Genomic DNA, 13,823 nt, shown 5'->3' with positions numbered 1-13,823 from the left:
GTCACCGGGTGCCTCAGTTAGTCGGGGAAGAAGCCGCCAAATTCTCCTTTTAGCGACACGTAGGACGGTGTATCGATCGGCTGGCGCTGCGACCAACTGCTTCATCCCTGCCGGGTCTACAATCGGTGCCTTCGTGACACCGTGGCGTCTGTGCGCGAAAAGATGGCAAATGCGCGTCCCTTCCCCAGCGATGTTCTGTCAATCATCGAACTCTGCGGTGCGGAAAACATCAGCCATAATGCGGAAAATAATCTGAGCGATCGTGTCTCGTGAGATTTCGTGTTTGAAGACGTGACGTATGTGGTCGAGTCGGCGTGTCGTGAAGTGAACGTAGCGGCCTGGCTCGCCGATTCAGGTCGGCGAACCGCCGACCTGACAGACCGGGTTGCTCAGCGCGCAGACAACGACCATCGCCTCTAGCGCCTGGGCGATCACAGTTCCAGGGACGTCACCGCATCGGGTGTCAACTGCCGTGGCGCATTGTGCAAATTAGCGGCCGACGAACCGTAAGAGGAAGAAAAATCTCTCGCTAAAGTCCGACAGGCGTCGGCGGCGGCCGGAATCACCTGCGTGGTTGCGGCGCCGCCGATGAGGTATCGGCCGGTATCGTGGCGGCCCATTCTGAGTACGCCCAGGCGTATGACGGGCTTAGTGCCCAAGCGGCGAGCTGTCACGCTCGGTTTGTCAAGGCGACAAAGTTCGCCGCGGACCGGTATCAAGCCGCGGAGTCCCAGTCTTACGCCTGGCCTGCGGCGCGGCAAGCAAATCGGGTGCCATCGACAACCCCGACCCCCATGGAAGCGGCCTGGTCGGCGGCGGCTAGGGATCAGACAACCGTCGACAAATCAGCTTCGCTGGCTTCGGTGCCCCGCGCCTCTGCGGCCAGCTCGGCCAGCTGTTCGAGGCGCGTTCGCGCGAACGCTTGTTGGTCGGTAATGGCCAGCTGGCCGCGACGAGTGCTCATGAAGGTTACCGTCCACGACAGCAGCGTGGCGACCTTGGTCTTGAACCCGACAAGATAGACGAGGTGCAACACCAGCCACATCAGCCACGCGATGAAGCCACTGAACTCAACCGGGCCGATCTTGACTACTGCTGAAAACCGCGAAACCGTGGCCATTGAACCCTTGTCGTAATACTGGAACGGTTCGCGCTGTGTCGGGTCAGCACCGGCGAGTTCGGCCTTGATCGCAGTCGCGACGTACTTGCCGCCCTGGATGGCGCCCTGCGCCACCCCCGGCACGCCCTCGACAGCGGCCATATCGCCGACCACGAACACGTTCGGATGTCCGGGGATCGACAGATCAGGCAGTACCTGAACGCGGCCGGCCCGATCGAGTTCGACGGATGATTGCTCGGCTAAGTCTTTGCCCAGCGGGCTGGCCGAGACCCCGGCAGACCAGACTTTGCAGGCTGACTCGATGCGCCGGATATTGCCGTCGGAGTCCTTAACGGTGAGGCCGTTGCGGTCGACGTCTGTGACCATCGCGTTCAGCTGGATCTCCACACCTAGTTTCGTGAGCTGTGCAGCCGCTCGCTTGCCCAGCTTTTCACCCATCGGTGGCAGCACAGTGGGGGCGGCGTCGAGCAGGATCACTCGCGCCTTGGTCGAGTCGATATGCCGAAACGCGCCTTTCAGCGTGTGTTCAGATAGCTCGGCGATCTGCCCGGCCATTTCGACCCCCGTGGGGCCAGCCCCGACAACGGTGAAGGTCAGCAGTTTGGCTCGCCGTTCAGGATCTCCTGATCGCTCAGCCTGCTCGAACGCGCTCAAGATTCGCCCACGCAACTCCAGGGCGTCGTCGATTGACTTCATACCGGGTGCAAATTCGGCGAAGTGGTCGTTGCCGAAATATGACTGGCCAGCGCCGGCTGCGACGATAAGGCTGTCGTACGGTGTTTGGTACGTGTGGCCGAGTAACTCCGACACGACGTGCTGGCCGGCGAGGTCGATGTGGGTGACATTGCCCAGCAGCACTTGCACGTTGCGTTGTCTGCGCAAGACGACGCGGGTCGCGGGAGCGATTTCTCCCTCCGAAATGATCCCCGTTGCCACCTGGTACAACAATGGCTGAAACAGGTGATGGGTGGTACGGGCGATCAGCTTGATGTCGACGTCTGCTCGCTTGAGTTTCTTTGCCGCATTGAGGCCGCCGAATCCAGATCCGATGATGACAACTCGATGCCGACGGCCGGATCCAACTGTGGGTTCTGGCTGGGCATTCATGTTTCCGCTGCTCCTATAAAGGGATCCTATTGACGGCGATTCAATTTAACTACCACGGTAGTCAACTCGACCCCTCCAAGCCCAGGCAGGGGCATGTGCAATCAGCCACATCCGGCTGCGTTGCCGAGCGCAACCGGCGGCTACATGTCGAGTAACGGGCGTAGCGCCGCACCGGCAGTGGTGATGACCCCCGGAGTGTGGCCGTGCGCGGCAAGGTTGATGATCAAGCTATCGACACCGGCGTCGAGCACGCGGGATTGAACTTGGGCGGCAATGTGTGCTGGGCTGCCTATCACCACGCGACCACCGACCTCCGCGGGAAGGGCGTCCGGGGTGACGTTCTCGTCGATGATTATCGTCAGCATCAGGCTGGTCTCTAGCGTGGAAGGGTCTCGTCCGGCCTCTTCGCAGCGGGCAGTTAACGCCGCGAGTTTTCGCGGCAACTCGTCGAGGGCCGCGACGATGTTGAGGTGGTCGGCGTTGCGGGCCGCGATTGCGAAGGTCTTCTTCTCGCCGCCGCCGCCGATCATGATCGGGATGTGGTCGCGATAGCGCGGCTCAGCTACCGCGGATTCGGTTGTGTACCACTTACCGGAGAATGTCGGACGCTCACCCTTGATCATCGGGCTGAGGATTTGCAGTGCCTCTTCGAGCCGGTTGAACCGGTCGGTGAAGGTACCGAATTCGAAGCCCAGCTGCTGGTGTTCGAGCTCGAACCATCCGGCCCCGATACCGAGAATCGCCCGACCGGCGCTGACCACGTCAAGGGTTGTAATGATTTTGCCGAGCAGGGTCGGGTTGCGGTAGGTATTTCCTGTCACCAACGTGCCCAGCTGGATGCGTTCGGTCGCGGTGGCCAGCGCTCCCAGGGCGGTGTAGGCCTCTAGCATCGGCTGATCGGGCGTACCCAACATCGGCAACTGGTAGAAATGGTCCATCACGAAGAGCGAGTCGTAGCCGGCCGCTTCGGCCTCTTGCGCCTGGGAGATGACCGACGGAAAGAGATTTTCCACGCCGGTCCCATAGGAGAAGCTGGGGATCTGCAGACCCAGCCGAATAGCCACGCCGTCTACCGTATCGATCGCTGCGGAAAGCGAAAGGGAATCAGCCGAAGTGAGCCAGCGCGCCGTGGCTGACGTGCAGAGTTTGTCCGGTTATGTGGCGAGCCGCGGGGGTGGTGAGGAATAGCGCCAGTTTTGCAATCTCCGCAGCGACCGATACCGGTGTCCGGGAGAGGCCGTCGTATCCGGCCTGCACGCTGCGCCCGCACGCTACGGCATTTACCGTAATGCCGCGAGTGCCGAAAATATCCGCCTGCCCGGCAACCCAGCTCGAAAGAGCGGCCTTAATTGAGGCGTCAGCGCTACCCGCTGGCGGGTTTTCGGCCACCACGCTGATAATTGAGCCGCCGGAGCGCAGGTGATCACCTATGGACTGCACCGTAAGCACCACCGAGAGGACCGTCGCGTCGAGCGCCGTACGCCATGCATTGGCTGAGTCGGACAACGAGTAGGTGCGGGGGTCGCCGGCGTCCCACGACGGCGCGGGAACGTTGACAATAGTGTCCAAGTGGTGTGGGAACGATCTCCGTGCCTCGGTCAGGCTGGCCGGGTCATTGGTGTCGCAGACGATCGCATCCACGTCGAGTTCCTTGGCGACCACCTCGAGGTCGCCGCGGCGAGCTCCCACCAGCGTGACTTTGTGACCATCGTCGCGAAAGCCTTCGGCTACAGTGCGCCCCAGATCGGTATCCCCGCCGGTGACCACAACCTCCATTGCCATGACCTCCTCGTGTTCAACGTTGAACCCAGGCCTTGCCGGCTTACCAGCGGTTATGCCGCCGTCGAGCACATTAGGCCCTGTTCTGATGTTCGCATACGACAGCGTCGTTGCCTGGGATCTAAGCGCCGTATGGCGTCAATCCTGGTAGATGTTACTGGACAGTAGCAATTCGGCGAAATTCTGTACCGCTACGGCCAGAAGGTGCTTTGGAGACCTAATCGTGCGTCACAAATCAGGTTGAGCCGTTTTCCTCGGCTTTGGCCGGACCAGGATTACCCATCTCGGTTTCGAACATTGTCGCAGGGATAGGTTTGACCCATGCGTCGAGTCGGTCTGCTGGCAGCGTTGGTGGCGCCGATTCTGGCCATGGGTTCGGCGGCGTGCAACTCCGACGCAGCCTCTTCTCGGCCCGCCCAACCATCGCGAGTCTCCGGGCCGGTTGTGGTGTTCGCTGCGGCTTCGCTGAAGCCCGCGTTCACTCAGCTCGGTGTTCTGTTCAGGACCGATAACCCCGGCGCAAGTATCGAATTCGATTTCGGCTGCGTCCAGATGCCGGTGTAAAAGGCAGGGCCAGTTTCGCTCCGCTGTTAGCATACGGGCGTCTGGTTCGGCGGCAGGTCGATTCGCGGGTTGGGGGTTGTACGGGCCGGTCGTGGTTCGTGCGCCGGCGATGTTTGGGCTATGAGGGCGCTGGTGGTTGTTTCTGCGTGGTCGAGGTGGCGACCGCAGGCGATTCGGGACGCTGACCAGTGGCGCGACGCGATGCCGCGGTGATGAGGGTGCGCTGCCAGTCGGGTGGGACCGCAGCGAAGATTCCGCGGTCGATAGTGGCCAGCGCCTGTGCAGCGACCTCGGCGGGGTCGATGCCGTCGGTGGACATGCCTGTCGAGACCAGGGCGGGGCAGATCATGCTCACGCCGATCGGCGTGTCGGCCAGTGCCAGCGCGGTGTGTTCGGCCACGGCCACGACGGCGTGCTTGGAGGGTCCGTAAGCGCCGCCGCTGGGAAAGGTCAGCACCCCAGCCAATGAGCCGGTGATCAGGATGTGCGCGGGCTGGTTCGCGGCCAGCAGTCTGGGTACGAACGCACGCAAGCCGTTGACAACGCCACCGACGTTGACCGCGAACACCCTGTTCCAGTCAGGAGCGGCCACTTCCCACGGAGCACCAAAGCTCCTACCGGTGATTCCGGCGTTCAGGCACACGACCCGGGCGTCGCCGGCGGCTTCAGCGAGCGATTCGACCGCATCCGGCATGGCAACGTCAGTGGGAACCGCTTGTGCCCCCAGTGACTGCGAAACTTCGCTCAATGTGACGGTGTCGATGTCGGCGAGCACGAGGTTGGCTCCACGGTCGGCCAGTGCATGCGCCAACGCGCGCCCGATGCCACTAGCTGCGCCGGTCACCACCGCTGTCATCCCATTCAGATCCACATTGTGCAGGCTATCGACCACGGCCACGCCGCCGTGGCAAACGGTTTCCCTCACCTCCCCTTACTGGGACCGGGTGGGCGTCGTCACGCGTGCGTGCGCCTCGCTACGCCGTGGCGGAGACGGGATCTGCCTGGCCGGTAGGTGCTTGACTTTGAGGCGGTCGCAGTTGGCGGGGTGAGTCGAGCAGGGATCGGCGTAGGTCTTGCAGCAGTCGGGTGCCGACCGGTGTCATGGTGAGGCCGCGCCAACCGGCCGAGGCGCGGTCGAGCACGGCCCACACCAGGCTGATGGCGCTGGTCTCGCCGGGGAATCGGCCAATGACCTTGGTCCGTCGCTTAGTTTCTCCAAAGGAGCGCTCAATGAAATTTGAGTGCCGAACGCGGCCATGGTGTTCAACCGGAAACCGCAGATAGGCGGTCAGCCCTGCTTTGTCGGTGAGCAGGATCCGCATAGCCGCCGGGTAGAGGTCGGAGTATTTAGCGGCGAACGCCTCGATCCGCTTGTCGACGATCTCAACCAGCTGCGGTCCCGGCTCGATACCCAGGCCGGTGGTATCAAAAATCGCCCAGTATCCGTCACGGACCTCGACTTGCATCCCGGTGGGGATCTTCGCAAGCACGTTGCGAAGGCGATGAATAAGACATCTCTGGCGCAACGCTTTTGGGTAGATTTGTTCGATGGCTGCGATCAGTCCCTTGGCGCCGTCAGAGACGATCAGCAGCGGAGTGGCAAGACCGCGTTCGCGCAGGTCGGTCAGGAAGTCGGACCACGCGTCGGTGGACTCTCCGGTCCCGGGTGACAATCCGACGAACACGGGTTTGCCCTCGGTGGTGACGCCCCAGGCGGCGAGCACAGGCTCGGCCGGCGACCCGGGATGCATCCGAAAGAAACTGGCGTCCAAAAACAGGTAGTCCAGAGCGATCTCACCGAGTGGGCGACGAGCCCACGCCTGGTATTCGGCCCGGATCGCCTTACAGACTTCCGAAACCGCGGACTTGGAGATCGCCGCCTGATCGCCGAGCGCTTCAGCGAGGGTGGCCTTGACATCCCGGACGGACAGGCCGCGGATGAACGAGGCGATCACCAGCGTTTCCAGGGCGTTGGTTTTCGTCACATGCTTACCGAACAGCCGAGAGGCGAACGCTTGCATGGTGCCACGCAGTTTCGGCCGCTCCAAGGTGACCGCACCTGTGGTGGTCTTGATGGTCACCGGCCGATATCCGTTGCGCGAACCGCCGTTAGCGTCGGCACAGGCGGCGGTACGTTGGTAGCGTTCACGACCGAGGAACTCGGTGACCTCAGCCTCCAGGGCCGCCTGCATCAGTAGCTGGGCGCCGAGGCGGGCGATTTCTTCAAGGATTTCAGGCAGTTCCCGATCCTCGGCGAACAGGGCGTCGATTTTGGTGCGGATACGGTCGGTCGCTGATACGCGGACAGGCACGGGCGTGACTCCTTCTTCGCAGACTTGCAGGTCGTGAAGCGGAACCTACGCGCGTGCTCCCTATTTACACCGGATCCCGGACACGACCTTCGATTTCGAGGGTTCTTCGGAGTTGGCTACGCAGCTGACCCAAGGCGCGACCGCCGACGTCTTCGCCTCCGCGGACACTGCGCAGATGGATATCGTCGCCAAGGCGGATTTGCTCGCCGGAAATTCGACAAGTTTTGCCTCAAACACGCTGGTGATCGTCACCGCGCCGGGAAATCCGAAGAAAATTGCATCGTTCGCCGACCTCACCCAACCTGGGCTCAGCGTGGTGGTCTGTCAACAGTCAGTGCCGTGCGGCGCGGCAACTCAGCGCATCGAAGAAGCCACCGGAGTCCAGCTCAAACCCGTCAGTGAGGAGCTCAGCGTGACCGACGTCCTTAACAAGATCAGCACTGGGCAAGCAGACGGCGGCCTCGTCTATGTCACTGACGCGCTCAGCGCCAACAACGACGTGGCGACCATTACCTTTCCCGAGGCGTCTGATGCGGTGAATGTTTATCCCATAGCGATCCTGAAGAGCGCCACCCACGTTGCGCTAGCGCGGAAGTTTGTGGCCATGGTGACGGCTGAAACGGGGCAGAAGATCCTGGACCAGTCGGGATTCGGCAGACCCTGACGGCCGTGTACCGGCCGACGGATCTGCCGCGCTGGGTTTATATCCCCGCCGCGATGGGCATGATTTTGGTGGTGCTGCCCCTGGTGGCGGTTGCGCTTAAGGTCGATTGGCCGCATTTCTGGTCGTTGATCACGAGCCCCTCCTCGAAGGCGGCACTATCGCTGAGCCTGAAGACCGCCGCGGTGAGCACGGCGCTGTGCGTGCTGTTGGGCGTTCCGATGGCCTTGGTGCTGGCTCGCAGCAAAGCGCGGCTGGTAGGTCTGCTCAGGCCGCTGATCCTGCTGCCGCTGGTGTTGCCGCCCGTGGTGGGTGGCATTGCGTTGCTCTACGCATTCGGCCGATTCGGATTGCTTGGGCGCTATCTGCAAGCCGCTGGTATCAGCATCGCCTTTAGCACTACCGCTGTGGTATTGGCGCAAACCTTCGTCTCGCTGCCGTTTCTGGTGATATCCATCGAGGGTGCTGCCCGCACCGCGGGAGCAGGCTACGAAATGGTTGCGGCAACTCTTGGTGCGCGGCCGGGAACGGTGTGGTGGCGAGTCACTGTGCCGCTACTGCTACCGGGCATCTCTTCCGGCGCGGTGTTGGCGTTCGCCCGCTCGCTCGGTGAGTTTGGCGCGACACTGACCTTTGCCGGCTCCCGGCAGGGGGTTACCCGCACACTGCCGCTGGAGATCTACCTGCAGAGGGTGACCGACGCGGACGCGGCGGTGGCATTGTCGATCTTGCTCGTGGTAGTGGCGGCGTTGGTGGTGTTGGGGCTGGGCGCACGCACACTGAACAGCACCGGTGCGGGTAGCCGGCGATGAGCGAGTTGTATGTTCGCGCGGTCGTCGCTGATCGTCTGCTGGACGTGGAATTCTCGGTGTCTAGGGGCGAGGTTATCGCGGTACTCGGACCGAACGGCGCGGGCAAGTCGACCGCGCTTCATGTCATCGCCGGGCTGGTCCAGCCCGATGTCGGTGTCGTGCGTTGGGGAGATCGCGTACTGACTGACACCGCGGGGGGAGTGCATGTTGCCGCGCACGACCGCAGGGTCGGGCTGCTGCTCCAAGACCCTTTGCTGTTTCCGCATATGAGCGTCCTCGCCAATGTGATCTTCGGTCCGCGCCGTCGTCGTCGGCCGTTCTGTTTCGGGCGCGGGCAGGAGAGCGAATCGGCGCGGCGTTGGCTGCGTCAGGTGGGCGCCGAGCAGGTTGCCAACCGCAAACCCGGTCAGCTATCGGGTGGGCAGGCGCAGCGGGTGGCGATTGCGCGCGCCCTTGCGGCTGAACCCGATGTATTGCTCCTTGATGAGCCGCTGGCGGGTCTTGATGTGGCCGCGGCCGCGGCCATTCGCGCGGTGTTGCGAGGCGTTGTCGCCCGGAGCGACTGTGCGGCGATTCTGGTAACCCACGACCTACTGGATGTGCTGACACTTGCTGATCGCGTACTGGTGCTCGAGTCGGGAAAGATCGCTGAGATCGGCCCGGTGCCCACGGTGCTCACCGCACCTCGCAGTCACTTCGGAGCTCGCATTGCCGGGGTCAACCTCGTCAACGGGACACTTGGTCCCGATCGGTCGCTGCGCACCGAGTCCGGTGAAAACTGGTACCCCAACCCAGCCCAGCAATGTGCCGGCACGCTTGCCGAAGGGCAGGCAGCAATCGCGGTATTCCCGCCCACGGCGGTGGCGGTACATTCCGCGCGGCCGCACGGAAGCCCGCGTAATACCGTCGAGGTGACTGTGGCGGAGTTGGATACCCGCGGACCGACAGTTCTAGTACGTGGCCAAGATCAGCTCGATGGCGCACCTGGCCTGGCCGCAAGCATCACTGTTGATGCCGCCGCCGAGCTGCGGTTGGTACCGGGTGCGCGGGTGTGGTTCAGCGTCAAGGCCCATGAGGTGGCGCTTCACCAAGCACCACAGCTACCCGGCAAAACGTAGGTCGGCCGTGTGCGTATTGCCGAGCAACGGTCTCTGATAGGCGCGGTAGCAGGGCGGGCTAACGTAAAACCTCGGTATATCGTCAGCACGCCGTCCTTGCGTCACGGCCGTAACACGGTAGGTTGTCGCCATGCATCAGGTGGACCAGAACTCAACAGGCCGCAAACGATTGCGGACGACGCTGGCGATCGCCATCCTGGCCAGCGCAAGCGTTGTCACCGTTGCGTTGCCGGCGATTGCCAACGCTGATCCGGCGCCTGTGCCCCCGCCAGCCACGAACGCGCCGCCACCACCGCCGGCGGATCCCAACGCGCCGCCACCACCGCCGGCAGATCCCAACGCGCCGCCACCACCGCCGGCAGATCCCAACGCGCCGCCACCACCGCCGGCAGATCCCAACGCGCCGCCACCACCGCCAGCAGACCCCAACGCGCCTGAGCCGGGCCGAGTTGACAATGCCGTTGGTGGATTCAGCTTCGTCGTTCCCCCCGGTTGGGTGGAGTCGGACGCGTCGCACCTGGACTACGGTTCCGCGCTGCTCAGCAAGATGACTGGGCCGCCGCCTTTCCCGGGACAGCCGCCGCCAGTCGCTAACGACACCCGTGTCGTGCTCGGCCGGTTAGACCAAAAGCTGTACGCCAGTGCGGAAGCCAGCAACCCCAAGGCCGCGGTCCGGCTGGGCTCGGACATGGGTGAGTTCTTCATGCCGTATCCGGGCACACGGATCAACCAGGAAACCACTCCGCTCAACGCCAACGGATTGTCGGGTAGCGCCTCATACTATGAGGTCAAGTTCAGCGATCCGAGCAAGCCGAACGGCCAAATCTGGACGGGCGTCATTGGCTCGCCAGCGACGAGCACCGACACAGCTCCTCCGCAGCGATGGTTCGTGGTATGGCTCGGGACGGCCAACGACCAGGTCGATAAGGCGGCGGCGAAGGCGTTGGCCGAATCGATCCGACCTTTAGCCGCCCCACCGCCCGCGCCGGCTCCGCCGCCGGCTCCGGGTTTGCCGCCGCCCCCGCCGCCCCCGGGTTTACCGCCGCCCCCGCCGCCCCCGGCGGCGCCCGCTCCGGCAGCTCCCGCGCCAGCAGCGGGGATCGCTCCGGCCCCGCCACAGGCGCCGCAACAGACTCGACAGGCCTGACGGCAACCCTGTATTTGCTGGGATAGTGCGACTGCAGTAGCCCGACGGGTATCGATCGGCGCTCAATTTGTTATGCAGATCGTGTATACCGAAACCATGGCCCAGCATCTGCGCTGGACTTTTCCAGCAACCACAGGGAGGTCCATATGGACGTCATGGCGGCTACAGATTTTCTCGCTCTGAACCTCGACGGCAAGACTGGTGTTGGTTGGATTGGTTACATCATTATTGGCGGTATCGCGGGCTGGGTCGCAAGCAAGGTTGTTAAGGGTGGTGGCTCGGGCATCTTGATGAACATTGTCATCGGGGTTGTCGGCGCATTTGGCGCCGGTTTGACTCTTAACCTCCTGGATGTCGACGTCAATAGTGGCGGGTACTGGTTCACGTTCTTCATCGCATTGGCTGGGGCGATCGTGTTGCTCTGGGTGCTGGGCAAGGTGCGCAAGACTTAGCTCTTCTGAACCCGTTGCGGCTCTTGCAAATCGACGACAAATAGGGCGGCCGGTCGCCGCTGGCGGCATGATGGAGTGATGGTCTCAGAAGCGACCACGATGAGCGCGTGGCGGGTGCGTCAGCCGGGCCCGATGCACACCGCCCCGCTGGAGCGGGTTGTCACCGCGGTGCCGCGGCCGGGGCCGGCTGAGCTGTTGGTCGCGGTGCATGCGTGCGGAGTGTGTCGCACCGACCTGCACGTCACCGAGGGAGACCTCGCCGTCCGCCGTAACCACGTCACGCCTGGGCACGAGGTGGTGGGAGAGGTCGTCGAGGTAGGCGCCGACGTGTCCATGCCCCCCGGCGAAGAGTTCAGTATTGGCGATCGGGTTGGCATTGCCTGGCTTCGCCACACCTGCGGTGTGTGCCGGTATTGCCGTCGCGGCAGTGAGAACCTGTGTCCGGAGTCTCGCTACACCGGTTGGGACGCAGATGGCGGATATGCTGAATTTGCCACGGTACCGGCAGCTTTCGCGCATCGCCTGCCGAGCGGATACAGCGACAGCGAGCTTGCGCCGTTGCTGTGCGCGGGCATCATCGGGTACCGAAGCTTGTCGCGCGCCGAGTTGCCGCCCCGCGGCCGCCTGGGTCTCTACGGGTTCGGTGGCAGCGCCCACATCACCGCGCAAGTCGCGCTGGCGCAGGGAGCTGAGCTGCACGTGATGACTCGAGGCGCCAGGGCGCGCGAGCTGGCGCTGGAACTTGGTGCTGCATCGGCACAGGGCGCCGCGGACCCGCCGCCGGTTCCTCTCGATGCCGCGATCCTGTTCGCCCCGGTCGGAGATTTGGTGTTGCCCGCGCTGGCGGCCCTCGACCGCGGAGGTACGTTGGCGGTTGCCGGGATTCATCTGACCGATATTCCGCGCCTTAACTACCAGCAGCACTTGTTCCAAGAGCGTCAAGTCCGCTCGGTCACGTCGAACACCCGAGCGGATGCGCGTGCCTTTCTCGACTTCGCGGCTCAGCATCATATTGAGGTCACTACGCCGGAATACCTTCTCGGACAAGCCGACAGTGCTCTAGCTGACCTCAGTGCCGGTCGTATCGCCGGCGCCGCAGTTCTGCTCGTGTGATGCTCAGGTCGACAGGTGCCAAACCACCGCAGCCGCCAACGCGCCCAACCCGTTCAGCGACCAATGCAGCGCGATCGGTGCAATCAAGCTGCCGCTGCGCCGTCGCAGCCAGCTGAACACGAACCCGGCCGCCCCGGTAGCCAACACGGCTAGCGTCACCCCGGCCAGCATTCCGACAATCCCTCCGCCGAACAGCCGCGTGAATCCGACGTTATTGCTGGTCAGGCCCAACGAAGTCGCGATGTGCCAAAGCCCGAACAGCAATGACCCTGCCATGGCCGCACCGCGAAATCCCCACGCCCGATTCAGCGCGCCGTGCAGCACGCCGCGGAAGGCCAGCTCCTCGGGGATAACCGTCTGCAACGGAATGATGACCATCGAGGCGATCAGGGCACCGGACACCGTGGCGTAGTGATTGTTCATGAACAGCGGCCGAGTCATCGGCAGCAGCACACCGACCCCAATTACCGATATCACAACGGCCACGGCAGCCAACGCATAACCTAGCCCGGATTTCCAGTGTTCCTGGCCCAGACCGAGATCTGCCCAGCCCAGACCACTGAATCGGACCAGAATCACCAATCCGACTGCGGCAGCGGGGACAGTGGCGATGCTCGCCCACGGCGTAGTGAAGTGTGCGATCAGGTTGGTTAGCACCAGCACGACGACAACAACGGCGATGTCAACCTGGATTCGAAACCGGTGCAACGCCGAGAGCTGCGACATCAGCGAATCAGGACAGCCTGCTTCCTGGGTGCAGGTGGCCGCGGCAGACATCGTCGCTGAGTCTACCTGTCGTCGCGGACTAGTCCGTCGAAAACCGAGCCGGTCGGTCGGCACTGACCGCCACCGGTATGCCCGAGGTACCTGGCGCCTAGTGGGCCGCCCCCAGGCGCGGCTCACGCATCGTTCGATGCGAGCCTACGGCGGGCGTAGGTCTTGAGCTCGGCTGAGAGAGCGTCGGCCTGCAAGAGTTGGCTAAGCAGCTCGGGCTCAGTCATTCGAGCGCGAAACGCCAGCTCGATAGTCACATTGTGGTTGGGGCGATAGTCGATCGTGATCGGGTCGCCGGCGCGCACCGTTCCGGGCGAGGTCACCCGCAGGTAAGCGCCCGGTTTGCCAGCCTGCGTGAAGGTCTTTACCCACTGGTTGACATTCAAAAATGCTGCGAATGTCCGGCACGGTATGCGCGGTGCGGAGACTTCTAGCACCAAGCCGTCGCTGCCGATATGCCAGCGCTCACCGATGCGCGCGCCAGTGACATCCATTCCCGAGGTCGTCAGATTCTCACCGAACATTCCGTCGGTGAGTGTTCGCTCGAGTTGAACTTCCCATTCGTCGAGGTCTTCTCGCGCATATGCGTAGACGGCCTGATCGTCGCCGCCGTGGACCTTTTGGTTGCCGATTGCGTCGCCGACCAGTCCGCTGCCTAGGCCATCCTTCATCGGCCCTGGCGCACGCACCATGACCGCACCGGGTGCCCCCGTTTTGTCGATGCCGCTCAATTTCGGCTGCGCGCGGCGATCAGGGTTTGCTCGGAGCCGGGCCACGTTGACAGACAACACCGACATAGTTGCATCGTTGCTGTGGCTCACCGCATCTCTCCGCTCGCTCGACTTGTGGGTTGGTTGGGTCGTC

14 protein-coding genes and 2 pseudogenes are annotated in these 13,823 nt (G+C 63.3%); 9 read left to right on the top strand and 7 right to left on the bottom strand.

Annotated features, from left to right (window positions below; translation table 11 throughout):
• Window positions 1-150 precede the first annotated feature (150 nt).
• Both ACO07W_RS21630 and ACO07W_RS21625 read left to right on the top strand, forming a co-directional pair.
• A complete protein-coding gene (locus ACO07W_RS21630) occupies window positions 151-273 on the top strand; it encodes a hypothetical protein (protein WP_421845606.1) in 123 nt (40 codons plus the stop codon).
• A 293-nt stretch (window positions 274-566) separates the two neighbouring features.
• Window positions 567-722 (top strand): annotated as a pseudogene (locus tag ACO07W_RS21625) (PE family protein); the annotation flags it as partial.
• Window positions 723-826: 104 nt separating this feature from the next.
• On the opposite strand, the gene ACO07W_RS21620 reads toward ACO07W_RS21625, so the two are convergent.
• From ACO07W_RS21620 to ACO07W_RS21610, 3 genes are all read right to left on the bottom strand, one after another.
• Window positions 827-2,227: an NAD(P)/FAD-dependent oxidoreductase gene (locus ACO07W_RS21620; RefSeq protein WP_421845605.1), complete on the bottom strand. Its 1,401-nt coding sequence runs from the start codon at window positions 2,225-2,227 to the stop codon at window positions 827-829.
• A 140-nt stretch (window positions 2,228-2,367) separates the two neighbouring features.
• Window positions 2,368-3,291 (bottom strand): LLM class F420-dependent oxidoreductase, encoded by a 924-nt coding sequence (locus ACO07W_RS21615; RefSeq protein ID WP_421845604.1) that lies wholly within the window; start codon window positions 3,289-3,291, stop codon window positions 2,368-2,370.
• A gap of 40 nt (window positions 3,292-3,331) precedes the next feature.
• Window positions 3,332-4,009, bottom strand: coding sequence for an SDR family oxidoreductase (locus ACO07W_RS21610; protein WP_421845603.1), 678 nt, complete (start codon window positions 4,007-4,009; stop codon window positions 3,332-3,334).
• A gap of 318 nt (window positions 4,010-4,327) precedes the next feature.
• Between ACO07W_RS21610 and ACO07W_RS21605 the strand changes: the two genes are divergently transcribed.
• On the top strand, window positions 4,328-4,570 hold the full coding sequence (locus tag ACO07W_RS21605; protein WP_421845602.1) for a hypothetical protein: 243 nt from the start codon (window positions 4,328-4,330) through the stop codon (window positions 4,568-4,570).
• A gap of 118 nt (window positions 4,571-4,688) precedes the next feature.
• Here ACO07W_RS21605 and ACO07W_RS21600 read toward each other — a convergent pair whose 3' ends face one another.
• Together ACO07W_RS21600 and ACO07W_RS21595 are read right to left on the bottom strand one after the other, a co-directional pair.
• Complete coding sequence (locus ACO07W_RS21600; RefSeq protein ID WP_421839996.1) at window positions 4,689-5,495, bottom strand: SDR family NAD(P)-dependent oxidoreductase; 807 nt, start codon at window positions 5,493-5,495, stop codon at window positions 4,689-4,691.
• Window positions 5,496-5,544: 49 nt separating this feature from the next.
• Window positions 5,545-6,882 carry an IS256 family transposase gene (locus ACO07W_RS21595; protein ID WP_421840121.1) on the bottom strand — a complete coding sequence of 446 codons (1,338 nt, stop codon included), beginning with the start codon at window positions 6,880-6,882 and terminating at the stop codon, window positions 5,545-5,547.
• 88 nt (window positions 6,883-6,970) lie between these two features.
• Here ACO07W_RS21595 and modA point away from each other — a divergent pair.
• The 6 genes and pseudogenes from modA to ACO07W_RS21565 form a co-directional block, all read left to right on the top strand.
• A pseudogene (gene modA, locus ACO07W_RS21590) lies at window positions 6,971-7,546 on the top strand (molybdate ABC transporter substrate-binding protein); the annotation flags it as partial.
• A 5-nt stretch (window positions 7,547-7,551) separates the two neighbouring features.
• On the top strand, window positions 7,552-8,355 hold the full coding sequence (locus tag ACO07W_RS21585; RefSeq protein ID WP_421845601.1) for an ABC transporter permease: 804 nt from the start codon (window positions 7,552-7,554) through the stop codon (window positions 8,353-8,355).
• Window positions 8,352-9,473, top strand: a complete 1,122-nt coding sequence (locus ACO07W_RS21580; protein WP_421845600.1) for a sulfate/molybdate ABC transporter ATP-binding protein — start codon at window positions 8,352-8,354, stop codon at window positions 9,471-9,473. The genes ACO07W_RS21585 and ACO07W_RS21580 overlap by 4 nt, the downstream gene beginning before the upstream one ends.
• A 130-nt stretch (window positions 9,474-9,603) precedes the next feature.
• Entirely contained in the window at window positions 9,604-10,620 is a 1,017-nt protein-coding gene (locus tag ACO07W_RS21575) for an alanine and proline-rich secreted protein Apa (RefSeq protein ID WP_421845599.1), read from the top strand.
• A gap of 146 nt (window positions 10,621-10,766) precedes the next feature.
• Window positions 10,767-11,072 (top strand): GlsB/YeaQ/YmgE family stress response membrane protein, encoded by a 306-nt coding sequence (locus ACO07W_RS21570; protein ID WP_421845598.1) that lies wholly within the window; start codon window positions 10,767-10,769, stop codon window positions 11,070-11,072.
• A gap of 78 nt (window positions 11,073-11,150) precedes the next feature.
• On the top strand, window positions 11,151-12,185 hold the full coding sequence (locus tag ACO07W_RS21565) for a zinc-binding alcohol dehydrogenase family protein (RefSeq protein WP_421845596.1): 1,035 nt from the start codon (window positions 11,151-11,153) through the stop codon (window positions 12,183-12,185).
• Between the two features lie 3 nt (window positions 12,186-12,188).
• Here the strand turns inward: ACO07W_RS21565 and ACO07W_RS21560 are convergent, their stop codons facing one another.
• Window positions 12,189-12,911 (bottom strand): CPBP family intramembrane glutamic endopeptidase, encoded by a 723-nt coding sequence (locus ACO07W_RS21560; protein ID WP_421846160.1) that lies wholly within the window; start codon window positions 12,909-12,911, stop codon window positions 12,189-12,191.
• Between the two features lie 173 nt (window positions 12,912-13,084).
• Window positions 13,085-13,756 carry an MOSC domain-containing protein gene (locus tag ACO07W_RS21555; RefSeq protein ID WP_421845595.1) on the bottom strand — a complete coding sequence of 224 codons (672 nt, stop codon included), beginning with the start codon at window positions 13,754-13,756 and terminating at the stop codon, window positions 13,085-13,087.
• Window positions 13,757-13,823: the final 67 nt, after the last annotated feature.

This window comes from Mycobacterium sp. (genome assembly GCF_965230835.1).
Lineage (GTDB): Bacteria > Actinomycetota > Actinomycetes > Mycobacteriales > Mycobacteriaceae > Mycobacterium.
This window is presented reverse-complemented; position numbering and strand designations above follow the sequence as displayed.